18 protein-coding genes and 5 pseudogenes are annotated in these 21479 nt (G+C 52.7%); 17 read left to right on the plus strand and 6 right to left on the minus strand.

All coding sequences use genetic code 11. The features are described 5' to 3' along the window. Positions 1-64: 64 nt before the first annotated feature. Positions 65-673, minus strand: a pseudogene (locus ACWWJF_RS16735) (IS110 family RNA-guided transposase); the annotation flags it as partial. Between the two features lie 67 nt (positions 674-740). Continuing rightward, positions 741-944: pseudogene (locus ACWWJF_RS16740) on the minus strand (transposase); the annotation flags it as partial. A gap of 583 nt (positions 945-1527) precedes the next feature. On the opposite strand from ACWWJF_RS16740, the gene ACWWJF_RS16745 reads away from it, so the two are divergent. The 8 genes and pseudogenes from ACWWJF_RS16745 (at position 1528) to ACWWJF_RS16780 (ending at position 5612) form a co-directional block, all read left to right on the plus strand. Next, positions 1528-1875 (plus strand): YqcC family protein, encoded by a 348-nt coding sequence (locus tag ACWWJF_RS16745; RefSeq protein ID WP_455870073.1) that lies wholly within the window; start codon positions 1528-1530, stop codon positions 1873-1875. Next, positions 1868-2311 (plus strand): annotated as a pseudogene (locus ACWWJF_RS16750) (pseudouridine synthase); the annotation flags it as partial. The gene ACWWJF_RS16745 and the pseudogene ACWWJF_RS16750, both read left to right, overlap by 8 nt. Positions 2312-2491: 180 nt before the next feature. Next, a pseudogene (locus ACWWJF_RS16755) lies at positions 2492-2839 on the plus strand (tRNA pseudouridine(65) synthase TruC); the annotation flags it as partial. Positions 2840-2894: 55 nt separating this feature from the next. Then, positions 2895-3350 (plus strand): annotated as a pseudogene (locus ACWWJF_RS16760) (flavodoxin). A gap of 95 nt (positions 3351-3445) precedes the next feature. Further along, positions 3446-3637: an AbrB/MazE/SpoVT family DNA-binding domain-containing protein gene (locus ACWWJF_RS16765; RefSeq protein WP_455870074.1), complete on the plus strand. Its 192-nt coding sequence runs from the start codon at positions 3446-3448 to the stop codon at positions 3635-3637. A 96-nt stretch (positions 3638-3733) separates the two neighbouring features. Then, positions 3734-3856 (plus strand): hypothetical protein, encoded by a 123-nt coding sequence (locus ACWWJF_RS16770; RefSeq protein WP_455870075.1) that lies wholly within the window; start codon positions 3734-3736, stop codon positions 3854-3856. Further along, positions 3853-4269 carry a type II toxin-antitoxin system VapC family toxin gene (locus ACWWJF_RS16775; protein WP_455870076.1) on the plus strand — a complete coding sequence of 139 codons (417 nt, stop codon included), beginning with the start codon at positions 3853-3855 and terminating at the stop codon, positions 4267-4269. Before ACWWJF_RS16770 ends, ACWWJF_RS16775 begins: the two co-directional genes overlap by 4 nt. Before the next feature lie 135 nt (positions 4270-4404). After that, positions 4405-5612, plus strand: a protein-coding gene (locus ACWWJF_RS16780; RefSeq protein WP_455871140.1) for an IS3 family transposase whose coding sequence is annotated in 2 segments (ribosomal slippage) — positions 4405-4726 and positions 4726-5612 — 1209 coding nt in all. Because the reading frame shifts where the segments join, the coding sequence is not laid out codon by codon here. A gap of 109 nt (positions 5613-5721) precedes the next feature. Here ACWWJF_RS16780 and ACWWJF_RS16785 read toward each other — a convergent pair. The 4 genes from ACWWJF_RS16785 to map all read right to left on the minus strand — a co-directional run bounded on the left by ACWWJF_RS16785 (position 5722) and on the right by map (position 10610). After that, entirely contained in the window at positions 5722-6111 is a 390-nt protein-coding gene (locus tag ACWWJF_RS16785) for a DUF3461 family protein (protein WP_455870077.1), read from the minus strand. A gap of 56 nt (positions 6112-6167) precedes the next feature. After that, complete coding sequence (gene dapD, locus ACWWJF_RS16790; protein WP_455870078.1) at positions 6168-6992, minus strand: 2,3,4,5-tetrahydropyridine-2,6-dicarboxylate N-succinyltransferase; 825 nt, start codon at positions 6990-6992, stop codon at positions 6168-6170. A 32-nt stretch (positions 6993-7024) separates the two neighbouring features. Further along, complete coding sequence (gene glnD, locus ACWWJF_RS16795; RefSeq protein ID WP_455870079.1) at positions 7025-9706, minus strand: bifunctional uridylyltransferase/uridylyl-removing protein GlnD; 2682 nt, start codon at positions 9704-9706, stop codon at positions 7025-7027. Positions 9707-9815: 109 nt separating this feature from the next. Then, positions 9816-10610, minus strand: a complete 795-nt coding sequence (map, locus tag ACWWJF_RS16800) for a type I methionyl aminopeptidase (protein WP_455870080.1) — start codon at positions 10608-10610, stop codon at positions 9816-9818. 373 nt (positions 10611-10983) lie between these two features. Here map and rpsB point away from each other — a divergent pair, with 373 nt between their 5' ends. From rpsB to bamA, 9 genes are all read left to right on the plus strand, one after another. Then, positions 10984-11709, plus strand: a complete 726-nt coding sequence (rpsB, locus tag ACWWJF_RS16805; protein WP_455870081.1) for a 30S ribosomal protein S2 — start codon at positions 10984-10986, stop codon at positions 11707-11709. A 110-nt stretch (positions 11710-11819) separates the two neighbouring features. Next, on the plus strand, positions 11820-12677 hold the full coding sequence (gene tsf / locus ACWWJF_RS16810) for a translation elongation factor Ts (RefSeq protein WP_455870082.1): 858 nt from the start codon (positions 11820-11822) through the stop codon (positions 12675-12677). Between the two features lie 309 nt (positions 12678-12986). After that, entirely contained in the window at positions 12987-13712 is a 726-nt protein-coding gene (pyrH, locus tag ACWWJF_RS16815) for a UMP kinase (protein ID WP_196905961.1), read from the plus strand. Between the two features lie 223 nt (positions 13713-13935). Further along, complete coding sequence (gene frr, locus ACWWJF_RS16820; RefSeq protein WP_455871141.1) at positions 13936-14493, plus strand: ribosome recycling factor; 558 nt, start codon at positions 13936-13938, stop codon at positions 14491-14493. A gap of 69 nt (positions 14494-14562) precedes the next feature. Beyond that, entirely contained in the window at positions 14563-15756 is a 1194-nt protein-coding gene (gene ispC / locus ACWWJF_RS16825; protein ID WP_455870083.1) for a 1-deoxy-D-xylulose-5-phosphate reductoisomerase, read from the plus strand. Positions 15757-15960: 204 nt separating this feature from the next. After that, a complete protein-coding gene (ispU, locus tag ACWWJF_RS16830) occupies positions 15961-16722 on the plus strand; it encodes a (2E,6E)-farnesyl-diphosphate-specific ditrans,polycis-undecaprenyl-diphosphate synthase (RefSeq protein WP_455870084.1) in 762 nt (253 codons plus the stop codon). 9 nt (positions 16723-16731) lie between these two features. Then, positions 16732-17589, plus strand: a complete 858-nt coding sequence (cdsA, locus tag ACWWJF_RS16835; protein WP_455870085.1) for a phosphatidate cytidylyltransferase — start codon at positions 16732-16734, stop codon at positions 17587-17589. A 13-nt stretch (positions 17590-17602) separates the two neighbouring features. Next, on the plus strand, positions 17603-18955 hold the full coding sequence (gene rseP / locus ACWWJF_RS16840; protein WP_455870086.1) for a sigma E protease regulator RseP: 1353 nt from the start codon (positions 17603-17605) through the stop codon (positions 18953-18955). Positions 18956-18990: 35 nt separating this feature from the next. Beyond that, on the plus strand, positions 18991-21417 hold the full coding sequence (bamA, locus tag ACWWJF_RS16845; protein ID WP_455870087.1) for an outer membrane protein assembly factor BamA: 2427 nt from the start codon (positions 18991-18993) through the stop codon (positions 21415-21417). Positions 21418-21479: the final 62 nt, after the last annotated feature.

Consider the following 21479-nt stretch of genomic DNA (forward strand, 5'->3'; position numbering starts at 1 on the left):
AGATCGCTCAACTCGGACTGAGTTCCCTTCAGGTGATCTACTATTCGGAACAGTTATTTAGAGAGAGTGCCTGCCCAAGTTCTCTTTCGAGCTCTGCTATCTGCCCAACCAAATATTGGTAATGATCGTGTAATCGAAGCAGCAACTGTGCCAGATAAGGTGGCAAGTCATTATCAGCCAGAACAGCTGAAAGCCTTTTGATTACCGCAATACCTTTCGGCATGCTGATACCAAACTCCAGTAAAAAAGCATGCATTTGGTTAGTCGTTTTAACGTTGTCTCTGACCAACGACTCCCTGACGCGATGCAAGGCTCGCATAGCCTGCTGAGCCTCAGTTCTTGGCTGCACAAACCGCATGGAAGGGCGTGATCCGGCTTCGCATATTGCTTCGGCATCAACGAAATCGTTCTTGTTGCTCTTGACAAAAGGGCGGACAAACTGCGGAGAGATCAACTTTACTTCATGCCCCAGCTCACTGATCCGACGAGCCATAAAATGGGCACCGGCGCAGGCTTCCATTACAACGGTAGTAGGTGTACACGTAGCCAGAAACTCGATGAGTTTGGTGCGGGTAAACTTTTTCCGCAGTAATGCCTTGCCTGATTTATCCTGACAATGAGTGTGAAAAGAATGTTTGCCGAGATCGATACCAATAAGCGTGACGTTTTGCATGATGGGCTTCTCCATAAAGAAACACCCTGTCAGCGTACCGCTCACAGGGTGGGGGTGACCATCTCATTAGGCCAAACACGCGTTTCATCATCAGGACTGTGGTGATGGCCATATCTGAGTAGTGGAGCGGTCGTCCACGCCGTTCAGTAGTCGTTTTTTCCGTCCATGCAGCAATGGCTGATTCATCTAGCCATACGGTTAGAGAACCGCGCTGCTTGAGGGCCTTGTTATAGGAGGGCCAGTTAGTGATTTTAAAATTTTGTTTTGCCATGGAGACCTGATGTTGAAACAACTATGGTGATCTGATCCGATGATTACCCAAACTTTCTATTTATTCAACAAAGCCCGTAAATATAAGAAAAAATCTGATCAGGGTCTTGCTGTTCGTCGCCTTTTAATACATCTTAGTAACCGGTTACAGAATGTATCACTTTATCGCTAAATATGGTGAAGAAGGATAACGGCTTCAGGATGAAACCAAGGACACCTCCAGGAAGGAGATTGAGAGCCGTTACGGAGTGGCGGTGGGGCAGGAGCCTAAAGGGAATATCTTCACGGAAGATGCAGGAAGAACGGTCAGGACGAAAGTTGGACGCTTGCACGGAGAGCTGGTTAGGATAACCGCAAAGGAAAAGTTTTCACGGATGAGCAGGGACGCAGTGGTATAGCGGGAAAGCTATAAAACGAACCGGGGGCACTGAATATCAGTGCCCCCAACTTTTTTGTCGCAGAGTATCCGTTCACGCTTTGCAGAAGCGGCCCGCTATTGCGTTGCCACCGCAGTCCTGCGCCTGTAGGGCTCCTCCTGCTTCAATGATATGCTTTGCCGTCCACGCAGCCGGTGAGAGAAAAGCATGACGCACCAAGACCACATTCGACACGCCTTATGGGAAATTGAACGCACGCTACGCGACAGCGTGTTTTGGCAATCCGCCCCGCCGCAGGCAAGTGCGTTTACCAGCACAGAACCTTTCTGCATTGACACCATGAGCGCCGAACAGTGGTTGCAATGGGTACTGTTGCCGCGACTGCATGCGATGCAGGATGGCGGCGTTCCCTTACCCCAGGCGCTCGCGATCACCCCCTATTTTGAAGAGGCCCTGACTGGGGATATCAAAGACATCGCGCCGTTGTTGGAACAACTGCGCGCGTTGGATGCACTGTTTGTGCCTGCCGATGCGCAGGGAGATCTGGATGCTTGAAATTCTGTATCAGGATGAGCATCTGATCGCCATTAATAAACCGGCTGGGTTGTTGGTTCACCGCAGTTGGCTGGATCGCAAAGAAAAAGTAGTGATCATGCAGACTCTACGGGATCAAATTGGTCAACATGTTTTCACGGTCCATCGTCTGGACAGGCCAACGTCAGGCGTGCTGCTGCTGGGGCTTTCCAGCGACATTGCGCGCCTGCTTTCGCAGCAGTTCGAGCAGCACCAGATTCAGAAAACCTATCATGCGGTCGTGCGTGGTTACCTTTCTGGCAGCGATACCATCGACTATGCGCTGATTGAAGAGCTGGACAAAGTGGCTGACAAGCTTGCCCAGCGCGATAAACAACCTCAGACGGCTATCACTCACTACCGTTCTCTGGCACAGGTGGAGCAACCGATAGCAGTAGGGCGCTATCCTACCGCCCGATACAGCCCATATCGTTATACACATCTTTTGGCCATTTTTTGAACAGGATGCTCAGAACCCCGTGAATTAAGGCATTCAAGCCATCCCATTGGCTTTTTGAGGTTCAAAATGCCACTCTGAGATAAACCCGTAACTCATTGATTAAACAGTGCGTTAGAAAGATGTGTATAACGATATGGATACAGCCTGGTTGAGCTGATGCCGCAGACGGGACGCAAACATCAGTTGCGCCGTCATATGGTGCATTTGCGGCATCCCATTTTGGGTGATTCAAAGCACGGTGATTTGCGTCAGAATCGCGCGATGGCCGCGCATTTTGGTTGTGGACGCTTGATGTTACATGCCAGTCAGCTGACGCTGTGCCATCCTGTAACAGGGGAGCCCTTGGTATTACGTGCCGGGTTGGATATGGCATGGATGCGCGTAATGACGCAATTTGGCTGGCTGGGCAGTCTCCCTGATGTTGAAAGGGTTGAGTTTCCGCCTGACTCGGGGCAGGATAACGGCCTTTCCAGTACTGCCGAATAGCGCAGATACGGCGTTATCGGGCACGCAGCGATACATTACACGTGGAGTCATCATCATGGCGCAAATTGGTATTTTTGTTGGCACGGTTTATGGAAACGCATTGCTGGTTGCAGAAAAGGCGGAGAATCTGCTGAGTGAGCGCGGCCATCAGGTCAAGGTGTTTGAAGATGCCGAGCTGTCATCCTGGCTGGCGTATCGCGAGCAATATGTGCTGGTGGTAACGTCCACCACCGGACAAGGGGATCTGCCGGATTCCATCGCCCCCTTGTTTGCTGCGCTGCGTGAAAAAGGTGGTCATCAGCCAGCGCTGCGCTATGGTGTCATTGCACTGGGCGACAGCAGTTACCCCCATTTTTGAGGCGCGAGCCAGCAGTTTGATGCGTTGTTGCAAGAGATGGGGGCTCAGCGTGTGGGAGATGTGCTTCAGATTGACGCGACAGAATGCCCGGAGCCAGAAGTGCTTTCCTGCCCGTGGGTAGAGCAGTGGGCGGGGTTGGTGGAAGCAGGCTGATAACCACGCATGGGCTATGCATATGCCACGCATCTGCATATACTTGGGATATGCATTTGCAAGCATAAAGGCCGAACGGCCAGTGAGGTATAACCATGCGTATTGTTTCTGTCTTCAAAAATGGCAATAACCGGGCTATCCGCCTGCCTCGCGATATGGATTTTGAAGGCGTCACTGAACTGGAGATCGTGCGAGAGGGCGATACGCTGATCCTGCGCCGGGTCAAACCCATATCGTTATACACATCTTTTGGCCATTTTTTGAACAGGATGCTCAGAACCCCGTGAATTAAGGCATTCAAGCCATCCCATTGGCTTTTTGAGGTTCAAAATGCCACTCTGAGATAAACCCGTAACTCATTGATTAAACAGTGCGTTAGAAAGATGTGTATAACGATATGGGTCAAACCCAGTTGGGGCTCCTTTCTGCAAGAAGCAAAGGCGGATGCCGATTTCCTGACAGAACGTGAAAACGTTGTCTGCGATGAGGGCCGCTTTCAGCTATGAGCAACCTGTACATGCTGGACACCAATATCTGCTCTTTCATCATGCGAGAGCATCCTGAGACAGTTATTCGCCGTCTGGAACAGGCTGTTTTACGCCGCCACCGTGTTGTGGTGTCGGCGATCACTTATGCCGAAATGCGTTTCGGCGCTATTGGTAAGAAAGCCTCCCCACGTCATATCTCGTTGGTTGATGCGTTTTGTCTTCGCCTTGATGCCATCTTGCCTTGGGATAAGGCTGCCGTTGATGCAACGACCGATATTAAGACGGCGATGGCGGCAGCGGGAATGCCCATCGGACCAAATGATACTGCGATCGCCGGTCATGCCGTGGCTGCGGGCGCGATTCTGGTCACCAACAATGTGCGGGAATTTGAACGCGTACCCGCGTTGATGCTGGAAGATTGGGTACACTGATACCACGTCAGTGACGTAGAGATCTGTGACAGTAAAAACAAAACTGATGTAGCCCCCTGTAACACCAGACAGTAGCTGTATCTCCAGATAAGAGATAGGCTTAGATATATGTCTAACAATCATGCTAATTTTGAAATGACCGGGATCCTGTTAGGGCAAGAAGTCCGTAAGCGTAAAACTCCGCAAGAGAAAATCGCCATCATTCAGCAGACAATGGAGCCGGGGATGAACGTCTCCCATGTAGCCCGCCTGCATGGCATCCAGCCCAGCCTTTTGTTTAAGTGGAAGAAGCAATACCAGGAAGGAAGCCTCACCGCCGTTGCGGCCGCAGAAGAAGTGGTTCCAGCTTCGGCGCTGGCGACTGCCCTCAAGCAGGTCCGGGAGCTACAGCGCCTTCTGGGTAAGAAGACGATGGAAGTTGAGATCCTCAAAGAAGCAGTGGAGTACCGCCAGTCGCGAAAATGGATAGCGCACGCGCCCTTGTTGCCAAAGGACGGGGAATAGCTCTGGTCAGCCGCGCCATGAGCGTGTCGCGTGCGCAGCTGTCACTGCGGGTTAACCGTTCTGCCGACTGGCTGGACAGGCGCAGCAACCGGCGTAATGACGAAGCTGATGCTGAGATATTATCGGACATCCTCCGTATCATCAGCGACATGCCCAGTTACGGTTACCGCCGAGTGTGGGGTATCCTGCGTAAGCAACGTCGTGCAGAGGGACTTCCACCGGTGAACGCCAAACGGCTTTACAGGATAATGAGCGAGCATAACCTGCTGTTGTTGCATGATAAAACTGAACGTCCGAATCGGGAGCATAAAGGCAAAATCGCGGTAGCAGAGAGCGATATGCGCTGGTGCTCAGATGGCTTCGAGTTCGGTTGTGACAACGGCGAGAAGCTGCGGGTGACGTTCGCACTGGACTGCTGCGACCGGGAGGCCATAGACTGGGCAGCGAGCACCAGGGGTTATGACAGTTCAACCGTGCAGGATGTGATGCTGAGGTCGGTGGAAAAACGCTTCGGTAGCGCGCTGCCGGATAAACCAGTGCAATGGCTGACGGATAATGGTTCAGCGTACACAGCGCATGAAACGCGGAAGTTCGCCAGAGAACTGAATCTGGAGCCCTGCACAACAGCAGTGAGCAGTCCACAGAGTAACGGCATGGCAGAACGGTTCGTGAAGACGATGAAGGAAGATTACATCGCCTTCATGCCAAAACCCGATGTGCGAACAGCGCTGAAGAATCTTGCAGCGGCGTTCAATCATTACAATGAAAACCATCCGCACAGTGCGCTGGGATACAACTCCCCAAGAGAATATCGGCGCCAGCGGGCATCGTTAACTTAAGATACAAAAGCTGTCCGGAGATGGTGGGTCAAGATCACAGTAAAAACAAAACCCCACGGCAACGCATGGGGCTTGTCAGCAGCAATAAAAGAACTAGACGTGCAGCGTATTAACGCCCTTTGGTCAGTTTCTCCAGATCGGATTCGATCTCATTAATCTTGTTTGCCACCACGCTTTCCAGATGACGCAAATCATCAAGGATTTTGCGTTTCAGATCGACTTCCACCTGATCGCGTTGGCAAATCTGGTCGAGCTCATCAATGACATAGCGCAGATTGGGGCTGATCTCATTGATCTCTTTAAAGCCTTGCCCGCTGTTATCCGCAACGATGGTTTTACGCTGGCGCGGATATTTAAATTTTACGCTTTTGGCGAAAAACTCCCCTTTATCCTTACGAAAATAGATTTTCAGGATGTCGTTGCTGGCCTCCTGGCGCAGGCTATAGCGATCAATTTCATCGGGATTGGAGATACCCAGGCTTTTTAGATTGTCATACATGGCGCCACCTTTTGGGGAGTGATAAAGAAAAGGCGGGTAAACCCGCCTTGTTCAGTTTAGTCGATGGTACGGATCAACTCATTGATACCCACTTTACCGCGGGTTTTCGCATCCACTTTTTTCACGATCACGGCGCAGTACAGGCTGTAGCTGCCATCTTTCGACGGCAGGTTGCCGGAAACGACGACCGAGCCTGCCGGTACGCGACCGTAATGCACCTCACCGGTTTCGCGATCGTAGATTTTAGTGCTTTGGCCGATAAACACGCCCATGGAGATGACGGAGCCTTCTTCCACGATCACACCTTCTACCACTTCAGAGCGGGCACCGATAAAGCAGTTGTCTTCAATGATGGTCGGGTTAGCCTGCAACGGCTCAAGTACGCCACCGATGCCGACACCGCCGGACAGGTGAACGTTCTTCCCGATCTGTGCGCAAGAGCCGACGGTCGCCCAGGTATCAACCATGGTGCCTTCGTCAACGTAAGCACCGATGTTGACATAAGACGGCATCAGTACCGTGTTGCGGGCGATAAATGCGCCCTGACGCACGCTGGCAGGGGGTACTACGCGGAAACCTTCGCGTTGGAAACGCGCTTCATCGTAACCGGCGAATTTCATCGGCACTTTGTCGTAGTAGCGGGTTTCAGTCCCTTCCATCAGTTGGTTGTCATTGATACGGAAAGAGAGCAGCACCGCTTTTTTCAACCATTGGTGCGTCACCCACTCTCCATTGATTTTTTCCGCCACGCGCAGTGCGCCGCTGTCCAATAAGCCAATTACTTGATTAACGGCTTCACGGGTTACGCTGTCCACGGAGGTCGGCGTAATGTCGGCACGGCGTTCAAAGGCGGTTTCGATAACGTTTTGTAATTGATGCATCCTGTTTCTCTTTCTGTGCTGTCAGTCAATGGTTAATTCAGGGTTACTTTATCGTTTGGGTCGAGGGCTTCTGTCAACCGTTGTTGCAAGATAAGGCGCAATTCCGGAGATAATGCGCGTCTGTCTTTGTCTGCAAGGATAAAAAGGTCTTCTACCCGCTCGCCAATCGTGGAAATGCGCGCACCGTGTAACGACACGTTGAGATCGGCGAACACTTTACCCAGGCGCGCCAGCAGGCCCGGTTGATCGAGTGCGCTCAACTCCATGTAGCTGCGTCTGTCCGTATGTGTCGGTAGGAAGCTGATTTCCGTGGGCACACTGAAATGGCGTAATTTGGAGGAAGCGCGGCGCGGGCGCGGGTGTTGGTAATCGCGCTGCGTGAGCGCCTGAACCAGCGCCTGGCGAATAAACTCGTGGCGATCCGGTGCGACCGGGCTGCCGTCGGGTTCCAGTACGATAAAGGTGTCCATTGCCATACCATCGCGGCTGGTGAAAATTTGCGCATCATGCACGCTCAGGTTGCGACGGTCGAGTTCGCCTGCCACAGCGGCGAACAGATAAGGGCGATCTGGGCTCCAGATGAAAATTTCTGTGCCGCCGCGGCTAGCCTGGTGGCTGATAAGCACCAATGGCTTATGTAAATCATGCTCAACCAGATGGCGTGCGTGCCAGGCAAGCTGATTCGGCGAATGGCGCAGAAAATAATCTGCGCGGCAGCGGCTCCAGATAGCGTGCAGCGCTTCTTCATCGATATTGTCCATGCGCAGCAGCGCCAAGGCCTGAAGGCGATGATGGCGTACGCGATCGCGCACATCCGGCGTATTTTGCATCCCGCGGCGCAGCTGTTTCTCGGTGGCGAAATAAAGTTCGCGCAGCAGGCTCTGTTTCCAACTGTTCCACAAGGTTTCGTTGGTCGCGCAGATATCGGCAACCGTGAGGCTGACCAGGTAGCGCAGGCGGGTTTCGCTTTTCACTTCAGCGGCGAACTGCTGGATAACCGCCGGATCCTGAATGTCGCGACGCTGTGCGGTAACCGACATCAGCAGGTGGCAGCGCACCAGCCAGGCAACCAGTTGCGTTTCGCGTGAATTAAGCTGGTGCAGCGCGGCAAACTCAACGACATCTTGCGCCCCCAGTTCCGAGTGATCGCCGCCGCGTCCTTTAGCAATGTCATGAAACAGCGCCGCAAGTAGTAGCAATTCCGACTGCGGCAGGCGCGGACACAGCTCCACGCACAGTGGATGCTGGGCGCGCGTCTCTTCGTCGGCAAAGCTTTCCAGTTTGAGCAGCACACGCAGCGTGTGCTCATCCACGGTATAGGCATGAAACAGATCGAACTGCATCTGCCCGACAATATTGCTCCATAACGGTGTATAAGCTTCCAATACGCTATGACGATGCATCGGCAGTAGGGCACGGTTTACCGCGTGTGGATGGCGCAAAATAGCCATAAAAAGGTGCCGCGCTTCAGGAATTGCGCATAGCGGTTGGGCCAGATGGCGACGTGCATGACGCAATTGGCGCAGCGTGGTGGAATAGATGCCAGTAATCTCATCGTTGCGCACCATGGTGCTAAACATGCGCATAATGGCTTCCGGCTTGTGCATGAACAGCGTCTCATCACGCAGGTCGATCAGATTGCCACGCAGTTGGAATTCATCATCTATCGCGCGGGGTTTTTCACTGGCATCCAACGCCAGGATGGCCTCATCGAACAGTTGCAGCAGCATATGATTAAGCTCGCTGACGCGGCGCGTCGCGCGATAGAAATCTTTCATCATGTGCTCAACCGGCGCATTACCCTCACCACGGTAATTTAGCAACTGTGCCACGTTGAGCTGGCGGTCAAACAGCAAACGGTTGTCGTAACGCGATAGAATCAGATGCAAGGCAAAGCGAATGCGCCATAGGAAGCTCTGACATTCATTGAGCTCGTTGCGCTCGGCTTCGGTGAGAAAACCAAATCCGACCATTTCGTTGAGCGACGTGGCACCAAAATGGCGCCGGGCAACCCAGAGCAAGGTGTGAATATCGCGCAACCCACCGGGGCTACTTTTTATATCCGGTTCAAGATTGTAGCTGGTGCTGTGGTAACGCTGATGCCGTTCTTGCTGTTCGGTGATTTTGGCCGGGAAAAAGGTGGAGGAGGGCCAAAAATCTTCGCTAAAAATCTGTTTTTGTAAGGAGAGAAACAGTGCCACATCGCCGCAGAGCAGGCGCGATTCGATAAGGTTTGTCGCCACGGAAATATCCGCTCTGCCTTCTTGCAGGCACTCATCCAGCGTGCGCACGCTATGACCGACTTCAAGCTTGAGGTCCCACAGCAGCGTGATAAACGCGCCCACCTGTTGAGATTGATGGGCGCTGAGCGACTGCCCGCTGAGCACCAGCACATCAATATCCGACAGTGGGTGCAACTCACCGCGCCCGTATCCACCAACGGCCACCAGCGCCGTTTGTGCAGCAGATTCGAAACCGTAAAACGCCCACAGACGTTGCAGCAGATGGTCGATAAAAAAGGTTCTGGCGGTAATCAACGTTTCGGCGGCTACCCCGGCGCGAAATTCAGCGCCTAACCACGTCTGAAAACGCTCCATGGACAGTTTGAGCGCTGAGCAATCCAATTCGCTGTCGCTGTAGGTTAATGGGGAGGCGGGGGGCTGTATGTCAGCGGTGAACACGTCGGCGGAGTGAGAAGCGTTGTTGTCATTCATAAATTCACAGCCCTTAAGCGTTGCCTGGCAAACGCCATAAAAGAGACGCCAGCCCTGTTAACTGTATCCCTGGCCGCCGCCGAAAGATAACCGTCGGGCTGGCGCACCATTATGCCGGGTGCGAAATGATGTTGGGGATGGTGTCGTCTTTCCTCAGTGTCATAATTTCGCAACCGTTTTCGGTTACCACAATAGTATGCTCGTATTGCGCCGACAAGCTGCGATCTTTGGTTTTTACCGTCCAACCGTCTTTCATGGTGCGGATACGGAAATCGCCTGCGTTAAGCATCGGTTCAATGGTGAATGCCATGCCCGCTTGCAGCACTACGCCGCCGTCATCGGCATCGTAATGCAGCACTTGAGGTTCTTCATGGAAACCGCGACCAATACCGTGGCCGCAATATTCGCGTACCACGGAGAAATCATTGCTTTCCGCGAATACCTGTATGGCTTTACCCAGGGCACGCAGCCGGATGCCTGGATTGACCATTTTCAGCGCCAGATAGAGACTTTCCTTTGTGATACGGCACAGACGTTCGCCCAGAATGGTGGGTTTACCGGCGATGAACATCTTGGAGGTGTCACCGTGGAAGCCGTCTTTGATGACCGTGACGTCGATATTGACGATGTCACCGTCTTTCAGCAGACGCTCATCGCTGGGAATGCCGTGGCATACCACTTCGTTGATAGAGATACACACCGATTTCGGAAAACCGTGATAACCGAGACTGGCAGAAATGGCCTGCTGCTTGTTGGTAATATGGTCGTGGCAGATGCGATCGAGTTCGCCAGTGCTGACACCGGGAACCACATACGGTTCGATGATTTCCAGCACTTCCGCCGCGAGGCGGCCAGCGACGCGCATTTTCTCGATGTCTTCAGGGGTTTTTATTGATATAGCCATGCAAAATTGTCCGCAGGTGTCGAAGCAGTCGACGAATTTAAGGTTACTCACTAACCACTTATGTTATCAGCCCTGACGGATGGTGCCAAATCCCCATTTGGATTCAATGGCGGTACGTCAGGAGAAAATCGAGTGAAGGGTGCAACAAAAGTTGGTGTCGGTGGGGACTTTATGGTATAAAGCGCGCCGGTGAGCTGACTGGGTCTGGCTAACAGGTTCAGCGGAATTCACTAAACTCATATGTGTAAATAACACACACATGTCGACACGTTCACCGGGGTGCTCGAAGGTCAATGTCTTATGACGTGGCTGAAGGGTCGGTGTAATGGGACACGTGGAGGCTTAACCCCATACTCAATTTATAGAGGTAATCATGGCAACTGTTTCCATGCGCGATATGCTCAAGGCTGGCGTACACTTCGGTCACAAGACCCGTTACTGGAACCCGAAAATGAAACCTTTCATTTTTGGTGCGCGTAACAAAGTTCACATCATCAACCTTGAAAAAACCGTTCCGATGTTCAACGATGCATTGGCTGAGCTGAGCAAAATCTCTTCTCGCAAAGGCAAAATCCTGTTCGTTGGTACGAAACGCGCTGCAAGCGAAGCGGTAAAAGACGCTGCAAACAACTGCGACCAGTTCTTCGTGAACCATCGCTGGTTGGGCGGTATGCTGACTAACTGGAAAACCGTTCGTCAGTCCATCAAGCGTTTGAAAGATCTGGAAACCCAATCTCAAGACGGTACCTTCGACAAGCTGACCAAAAAAGAAGCTCTGATGCGTACTCGTGAACTGGACAAGCTGGAAAACAGCCTGGGCGGTATCAAAGATATGGGCGGCCTGCCAGATGCTCTGTTTGTGGTTGACGCCGACCATGAACACATCGCGATCAAAGAAGCAAACAACCTGGGTATCCCGGTATTTGCTGTGGTTGATACCAACTCCGATCCGGATGGCGTTGACTTCATCATCCCTGGCAACGACGACGCCATCCGTGCAGTAACCCTGTACCTGAGCGCTGTTGCTACCGCTGTTCGTGAAGGCCGTTCTCAAGATCTGGCTTTTCAAGCGGAAGAAGGCTTGGTAGAAGCTGAATAATAAGACTGGCTCCGTCGAGCCCTTATTAACCAGGTATTGAATATGTTGGTTAGGGGGGCCTTAATGGCCCCCTTTTACTTATCTCTCACGAGATAACCGAGGAAAAGATAATGGCTGAAATTACCGCTGCCCTGGTAAAAGAACTGCGCGAGCGTACTGGCGCTGGCATGATGGAATGCAAGAAAGCGCTGGTCGAAGCTAACGGTGATATCGAACTTGCTATCGATAACATGCGTAAGTCTGGCCAGGCTAAAGCTGCGAAAAAAGCAGGCCGTGTTGCTGCTGAAGGTGTGATTCTGACCAAGATCGCGGCTGACGGCAAATATGGCGTTATCGTTGAGCTGAACTGCGAAACTGACTTCGTTGCTAAAGATGCTGGCTTCAAAGCTTTTGGCGAAGAAGTTGCAACGGCTGCGCTGGACGAACGCATCACCGACGTTGACGTTCTGAAAGCGAAATTCGAAGAGCAGCGTACTACGCTGGTCGCGAAAATTGGTGAAAACATCAATATTCGTCGTATCGCTATTCAGGAAGGTGACGTGCTGGGTGCTTACCTGCACGGCGCACGCATTGGCGTACTGGTTGCCGCTACCGGTGCTGACGAAGAACTGGTTAAGCACGTTGCTATGCACATTGCTGCCAGCAAACCTGAGTACGTGAAAGCAGAAGACGTTCCGGCTGATGTGGTTGCGCGTGAGCACCAGATCCAGTTGGACATTGCAATGCAATCTGGCAAACCGCGTGAAATCGCAGAAAAAATGGTCGAAGGCCGTATGCGTAAATTCACCGGCGAAATCTCTCTGACCGGTCAACACTTCGTGATGGATCCCAACAAAACCGTTGGCGATCTGCTGAAAGAGCACAAAGCTGACGTCATCAGCTTCATCCGTTTCGAAGTGGGTGAAGGCATTGAGAAAGCGGAAATTGACTTCGCTGCTGAAGTCGCCGCGATGAGCAAGCAGTCTTAAGATGCAAAAAAGGAGCCGCCAGTTGGCGGTTCCTTTTTATACCCGTAATACTTCATGTACAGCGGCGTTGGCGAGGTTCACTCGGCGCATTTCTGAGTAAACCGACGCACAACACTTATGGGTAATACCCTCGGGGCATACCCACTGGCCATTCGCATGAAGCCGGGTATATCCAGCCAAAATTTTCAACACGTTTTACTGCCACTGCGCATTTATGCGTCGGTTCAATGACGCGCGCGGTATGAGGGACTAAAGCGTGACAGTAATAACATTCCCATTATGATGATAGCCCGTTAGGACAACAACACCATGGCAACCAACGCAAAACCCGTATATCAACGTATCCTGCTTAAGCTCAGTGGCGAAGCATTACAAGGGGCCGAAGGTTTTGGTATCGATGCGAGCATTCTGGATCGCATGGCTCAGGAAATTAAAGAACTGGTTGAGCTGGGCATTCAGGTCGGCGTTGTTATCGGTGGTGGCAACCTGTTCCGCGGTGCTGGCCTGGCACAGGCTGGTATGAATCGCGTGGTGGGCGATCACATGGGGATGTTGGCCACCGTAATGAACGGCCTGGCAATGCGCGATGCGCTGCACCGTGCTTATGTCAACGCGCGCTTGATGTCAGCCATTCCGCTCAACGGTGTGTGCGACAATTACAGCTGGGCTGAGGCTATCAGCCTGCTGCGTAACAATCGCGTGGTGATTTTCTCCGCTGGTACCGGCAACCCCTTCTTCACTACCGATTCTGCCGCTTGTCTGCGCGGTATCGAGATTGAAGCTGACGTGGTGCTGAAAGCCACCAAAGTGGATGGTGTTTTTTCTGCGGATCCGGTTAAAGATCCCACTGCGACGCTTCATGAAACGCTAACCTATCAGGATGTTCTCGAACGGGAACTGAAAGTGATGGATTTGGCGGCCTTTACGCTGGCTCGCGATCATAATTTACCGATCCGCGTTTTCAACATGAACAAACCCGGAGCATTGCGCCGCGTAGTCATGGGTGAAAAAGAAGGCACCTTGATCACGAAGTAATAACGGGTGTACTGAAAAATAAGGTACTATCCTGATCTTGGTGGTACTGCTTTATTTTCGTAATACCAATAGATAACGCGCTGCGTCGGCATCCCGGCGCAAGCATCAATGATTTACCGGGTTTGCTGTATGCATCCCTGTCTGCTTGTATCATGCGCGTTGGTTTCATGATAAAGCACAGGGAAAGAACCTGTCCGGCAACCAGTATTCAAGGGTCCGCAACGTGATTAATGACATCAGAAAAGATGCTGATACACGCATGGAAAAGTGTGTAGAAGCGTTTAAGCACCAAATTAGCAGAGTTCGTACTGGCCGCGCTTCACCGAGCCTGCTGGATGGCATCCAGGTAGAATATTACGGTTCTGCCACGCCGCTGCGCCAAGTGGCAAACATTGTGGTTGAAGACACGCGCACGCTGGCGATCACGGTGTTTGACCGCACCTTGGGCCCGGCCGTTGAAAAAGCGATCATGGCCTCCGATCTGGGGTTAAACCCGTCCTCTGCGGGCGCGGTAATCCGTGTCCCATTGCCTCCGTTGACAGAAGAGCGCCGCAAAGATTTGACCAAAGTAGTGCGCGGTGAAGCGGAACAAGGGCGTGTTTCCGTGCGTAACGTGCGCCGTGATGCGAACGACAAGCTGAAAGCGCTGTTGAAAGATAAAGCGATCAGTGAAGATGAAGAACGCCGCGCGCAGGATGAGGTGCAAAAACTGACTGACGCCTATATCAAGAAAGTTGATGTCGCGCTGGCAGAAAAAGAAAATGAGCTGATGGAGTTTTAATCGGCTTCCAAAATAAAAGCGCCAGCCAGTACACCCACTGGCGGCGCTTTATTTTTTTAGAGCAATTTCATGAAGCAACTGACGATCCTCGGTTCAACCGGTTCGATTGGCGTTAGTACGCTGGCTGTAGTGAAAGCCAATCCGGATAAATTCGCCGTTACTGCCTTAGCCGCTGGGCGGAACGTTGATGTGATGCTGGCGCAATGCCTGCAATTCCAACCTGCCTATGCCTCCATGTCCGATCCCCAGGCTGCAACATTGTTACGTGAACGACTGATGGACGCAGGCTGCCGTACCGAAGTGCTGGCGGGTGAGCAGGCTGCTTGTGAGTTGGCTGCGCTCGATGGCGTCGATCAAGTGATGGCGGCAATCGTGGGGGCCGCAGGATTATTGCCAACGCTCGCAGCCATCAAAGCGGGTAAACAAGTGCTGTTGGCGAATAAAGAATCTTTGGTCACCTGTGGCCGACTGTTTATGAACGCTGTTGCACAATACGGTGCGCAATTGCTGCCGATAGACAGTGAACACAACGCCATTTTTCAGAGTTTACCTGAGCACATTCAACGCCAATTGGGTTACGCTTCATTAACTGAACATGGGGTGGAACGTATTGTTCTGACCGGTTCGGGTGGCCCATTTCGAGAAACGCCGTTGGCCGCATTGGCGGCGATGACGCCCGATCAGGCATGTGCTCACCCCAACTGGTCCATGGGCCGCAAGATTTCCGTGGACTCCGCCACCATGATGAACAAGGGGCTGGAGTACATTGAGGCGCGTTGGTTGTTTAATGCGTCAGCGGCGCAGATGGAAGTGATTATCCATCCGCAGTCCGTTATTCACTCCATGGTGCGCTATCGTGATGGCAGCGTTTTGGCACAACTTGGCACACCGGATATGCGTACGCCGATCGCGCACGCAATGGCCTATCCGCAGCGCGTGGTATCGAACGTGGCACCGCTGGATTTTATGCGTATTGGCCCACTCACGTTCAGCGAGCCGGACATGACGCTTTATCCCTGCTTGCAGTTAGCGATTGCTGCGTGCAATCAGGGCCAGGCGGCAACGACTGCGCTGAATGGGGCTAACGAAGTTGCCGTCGACGCCTTTTTGCACGGTGAGATTCGCTTTACCGATATTGCGTCGTTGAATCAGCGCGTGATGGAGCAGCTTTCCTGCGCTGAGCCAGAGTCCGTTGACGATGTCCTGGCTATTGACCGTTGGGCTCGCGAGAAAGGCCGGGAGGCGTTACGCGGTTTCCACTGAGAACGTGCGCTTGCGGACGCGATCGTCGCGGCACAATTTGTTCGTGCGGGATCAAGGTGATATAGTCTGCGCCATTCGCGTCGAGGTCAGTGCGAAAACGCTAGCGAAGGAAGTACAGCCGTACTCGTTCACGTCTTTTTTGTGCTAACGGGTCTGATGTTAGAGATGGATTGTTTTCTTACTTGAGGAAATTAAGTTCGCGTTATGCCGTCTGATAATCAACAAACACCCATTACGCCACCCGAAAGCGGGCCAAGGCATGTCGCAATCATCATGGATGGTAATGGCCGTTGGGCGAAAAACCGTGGCAAGCTGCGCGTTTTTGGCCATCAGGCTGGTGTGAAGGCGGTGCGGCGTGCGGTGAGCTTTGCGGTAAGCCATCGGCTCGATGCCTTGACCTTATATGCCTTCAGTAGCGAAAACTGGAACCGTCCGGCGCAAGAAGTGAAAGCGCTGATGGAACTGTTTGTTCGGGCGCTGGACAGCGAGGTCAAAAGCCTGCATAAACACGGTGTTCAGTTGCGTATTATCGGTGATATCAGCCGTTTCAGCCTGCGTCTACAAGAGCGCATTCGCCGCTCTGAAGCACTGACAAAAAATAATCCAGGGTTAATACTGAATATTGCCGCGAATTATGGCGGACGTTGGGATATTATTCAGAGCGTCAGACAATTGGCTGAGCAGGTGCAGGAAGGCACGCTCCGCCCGGACACGATCGACGAAGATACCTTATCCCACGCCCTGTGTTTGAGCGATCAAACGCCGGTCGATTTGGTCATCAGGACGGGGGGAGAACACCGCATCAGTAATTTTTTGCTGTGGCAGATTGCTTATGCTGAGCTTTACTTTACCGATGTCCTTTGGCCTGATTTCGATGAACACAATTTTGAAGGTGCGATGAATGCATTTGCGCAACGCGAACGGCGTTTCGGTGGAACTGCACCTTCCGATGCTGACGCATCATAGGGGGAAGGTGTGCTGAAGTATCGATTGATAACTGCCTTGATTTTAATCCCGCTGGTCATTGCGGCATTGTTTCTGCTGCCACCGAAGGGATTTGCACTAGTAACGCTCGGCGTTTGCATGCTGGCCGCCTGGGAGTGGGGGCAATTCGCCGGATTAGGCTCTTCTGCCCAGCGTTTGTCTCTTGCCTTTATGTGTGGCGCACTGCTGGCGTTGATGACACTATCATTGCTCAACTATCACTATTCGGTTCATCTGCTGCCTATTCGCGTTTCGCTATGGGTATCACTGGTGTGGTGGTGTGGCGCACTGCTGTTGGTGCTGTCGTACCCCAGTTCTGCCGGATTTTGGCGCGGTTCAAAAGCGTTGCGCCTGCTGTTTGGCGTGTTGACCATCGTGCCTTTCTTCTGGGGGATGGTGGCGTTACGCCAGCACCATTATGATAGCGATCCCTTCTTCGGTGCCTGGTGGTTGCTCTACGTGATGTTGCTGGTGTGGGGCGCAGACAGTGGCGCGTACATGTTTGGTAAACTGTTTGGCAAGCATAAACTCGCACCCAAAGTATCTCCGGGGAAAACCTGGGAGGGCTTTGTCGGTGGGTTAGCCACCTCCGCGATTATCTCTCTGCTGTTTAGTGTTTATGCGCCTTTGGGCGTTGCGCCATTTACACTGTTCATCTGTTCGGTGATTGCGGCGCTGGCATCCGTACTGGGCGATTTGACAGAAAGCATGTTTAAACGGGAAGCCGGTATTAAAGACAGCAGCCACCTGATTCCCGGTCATGGCGGCGTGCTTGACCGCATCGATAGCCTGACGGCGGCGATCCCGGTATTTGCCTGCCTGATGTTTTTAGTGTTTAAAACGGTTTAGGATGACCTGACAGATGATGAATGTCCTTTGGAGTTTGGCTGCATTTGTTGTTGCACTGGGCGTATTGATTACGGTGCATGAATTTGTCCACTTCTGGGTTGCTCGTCGCTGTGGGGTTAAGGTTGAGCGTTTTTCTGTCGGATTTGGCAAGGCGCTATGGCGTTGGCGCGATCGGCGGGGGACTGAGTTTGTCATTGCCCTAATTCCACTGGGTGGCTATGTCAAAATGCTCGACGAGCGTGTGGATACCGTCTCGCCGGAACAGCATCATCTCTCTTTTAACCGTAAAACCGTATGGCAACGAGCTGCTATCGTGAGTGCGGGTCCGATTGCCAATTTCCTGTTTGCGATTGCCGCCTACTGGCTGGTGTTTATTATTGGCGTGCCGGGTGTACGGCCGGTGGTTGGCGAAATAGTACCCAACTCCATTGCTGCCATGGCGCAAATGTCGCCGGGGATGGAACTAAAAGCGGTAGATGGTATCGAAACGCCTGACTGGGACACGGCGCGTTTAACGCTGATCGGCAAGATTGGCGATAACGAGGTAACGCTTGACGTTTCGCCGCTTGGTTCTTCGTCCGTGGTGCGTAAGACGCTGGATTTGCGTGACTGGCAGTTCAACCCAGAAAGGCAGGATCCCGCCGCCTCATTGGGCATGGTGCCGCGTATGCCGCAAATCGATGCGGTGCTGACGCAGGTACAGGATGGGTCGGCAGCGCAAAAAGCCGGTTTGCAAGTCGGAGACAGGATCGTTAAAGTCGATGGGCAACCGCTGACGCGCTGGTCGCTGTTTGCCAGTACGGTGCGTGACAAGCCGGATGCAGATATTGCGCTGGACATTGAACGAAACGGTGAGACCCACTCTCTAATCTTGACGCCGGACAGCAAAACGACCGGTGGCAGGGTGGAAGGGTTTGCCGGGGTGGTGCCAAAAGTCATCCCGCTGCCCGAAGAGTACCGGACGGTGCGGCAATACGGGCCGTTCAGTGCGATTTATCAAGCTGCGGATAAAACCTGGCAACTGATGCGGTTAACCGTCAGTATGCTGGGAAAACTGATAACAGGCGATGTTAAGCTCAATAATCTGAGCGGGCCAATCTCTATCGCTCAGGGGGCCGGCATGTCGGCCGACTATGGGCTGATTTACTACCTGATGTTTTTGGCATTGATCAGTGTAAATCTGGGCATTATCAATTTGTTCCCGCTACCGGTTTTGGATGGCGGACACCTGCTCTTTCTGCTGGTTGAAAAACTGAAAGGCAGGCCGGTTTCTGAGCGTGTGCAAGACTTTTGTTATCGTATCGGCACGGTGGTGCTGATGCTGTTAATGGGGCTCGCACTTTTTAATGATTTCTCTCGCCTTTAGACGGGGGAGTAGGTTAGGAAAAACGCATAACAACGATGGCGATGAAAAAGTTGCTCATAGCGTCGCTGCTGTTCAGCAGCGCCACCGTATACGGTGCAGACGGATTCGTAGTGAAGGATATTCATTTCGAGGGCTTGCAGCGTGTTGCTGTCGGTGCGGCACTACTCAGCATGCCTGTCCGTGTGGGTGATACCGTCAGTGATGACGATATCGGGAATACCATCCGTGCACTGTTCGCGACCGGAAACTTCGAGGATGTCCGGGTACTGCGTGACGGTGAAACCTTGATTGTGCAGGTGAAAGAACGGCCTACCATCGCCAGCATCACATTCTCCGGCAATAAAGCGGTCAAGGATGAGATGCTGAAAGAAAACATGGAAGCGTCCAGTGTGCGCGTTGGCGAAGCGTTAGATCGCACGACACTCTCTTCTATTGAGAAGGGCCTGGAGGATTTCTACTACAGCGTCGGTAAATACAGCGCCTCTGTGAAGGCGGTGGTGATACCGTTGCCGCGCAACCGTGTTGACCTCAAACTGGTGTTTACCGAAGGGGTTTCAGCGCAAATCCAGCAGATCAACATCGTTGGCAACAAAGCTTTCACCTCTGATGAATTGATAGCCCAATTCCAACTGCGCGATGACGTGCCGTGGTGGAACGTCATGGGCGATCGTAAATACCAGAAACAGAAACTCTCTGGCGACTTGGAGACGTTGCGCAGCTTCTATCTCGATCGCGGCTACGCGCGTTTCACGATTGACTCCACTCAGGTGAGCTTGACGCCAGACAAAAAGGGCATCTATATCACCATCAACATCACGGAAGGCGATCAGTACAAGCTGTCCGGGGTGACGGTGCGCGGTAATCTGGCGGGGCACTCTGCCGAGATTGAAGGACTGACGAAAGTGAATCCTGGCGAGTTGTATAACGGCGCCAAAGTGACACGCATGGAAGAGGATATCAAAAAGCTGCTGGGCCGTTACGGCTACGCTTATCCGCGCGTGGTGACACAGCCTGAAATCAGCGACGGGGACAAAACCGTCAAGCTCAACATCAACATTGATGCCGGTAACCGCTTCTCGGTGCGCCGTATACGCTTCGAGGGCAATGATACCTCCAAAGATTCCGTGCTGCGTCGCGAAATGCGCCAGATGGAAGGGGCGTGGTTGGGTAACGATTTGGTGGAGCAGGGTAAAGAGCGCCTCAACCGTCTTGGCTACTTTGAAAGCGTTGACGTAGAAACTCAGCGCGTGCCGGGCACCGCCGATCAGGTAGACGTCACCTATAAAGTGAAAGAGCGTAACACCGGTACGTTGAACTTCGGCGTCGGCTTCGGTACTGAGAGTGGTGTCAGCTTCCAGGCAGGGGTTCAGCAAGACAACTGGCTGGGCACTGGTAATTCAGTGGACATCAGTGGGACTAAAAACAGCTACCAGACCTATGTCGAGCTGTCGATGACCAACCCCTACTTTACGGTAGACGGCGTCAGCCTCGGCGGTCGTATTTTCTATAACGACTTTAAAGCCTACGATGCTGAACTTTCTGACTATACCAACCGCAGCTATGGCATAGGCACAAAGTTAGGTTTCCCGATCAACGAGAACAACTCATTGCGTCTGGGTCTGGACTACGTACATAACGATGTGTCAGATATGTCACCGCAGGTGGCGATGTGGCGTTATCTTAATTCGGTAGGTGTTAACCCGCCGGTTGTAGAATTGGGTAATCACTCCAGCGCCGATTTTAACGCCAACGATTTCTTCCTCAACGCCGGATGGGTCTACAATAGTCTGGACCGTGGCTTCTTCCCGACGGAAGGGAGCCGTGCCAGCTTCAACGCCAAGGTCACTGTGCCGGGTTCCGACAACGAATACTATAAGCTGACCTTTGATTCAGCGACTTACTATCCGTTGAGTGAAAACCACCACTGGGTGTTGATGGGCCGCGCGCGCGCGGGCTACGCGGACGGTATTGGCAGCAAAGATGTGCCGTTCTACGACAACGTCTATGCCGGTGGTTCCAGTACGGTACGTGGCTTCCAGTCGAATACCATTGGTCCTAAAGCGGCTTACTATCGGTGTGAAAAGCCGTTACCAAACAGTTACTCGACTTGCCGTGTGGACAATTCGGATGATGCTGTGGGCGGTAACGCCATGGCGGTGGCCAGTGCGGAACTGATTCTGCCGACGCCATTTGCCAGCGATAAGTATGCCAGTTCGCTGCGCACCTCGTTGTTTGTGGATACCGGTACGGTATGGGATACCAACTGGAAGAACACGGACAAAACCCTGGCGGCAGGTGTGCCAGACTACAGCGAACCGGGCAATATTCGTGTGTCCACCGGTCTTGCGGTGCAGTGGATGTCACCGCTTGGGCCATTGGTGTTCTCCTATGCCCAGCCAGTCAAGAAAATTGACGGAGACAAGTCGGAACAGTTCCAGTTTAACATTGGTAAAACGTGGTAGTGTAACGCAAACACGTTGTCTCTATATGAAGTATAGGGCTCTGGTAACGCGCTATGTGCGCT

The sequence above is a fragment of the Symbiopectobacterium sp. Eva_TO genome, from assembly GCF_053848865.1.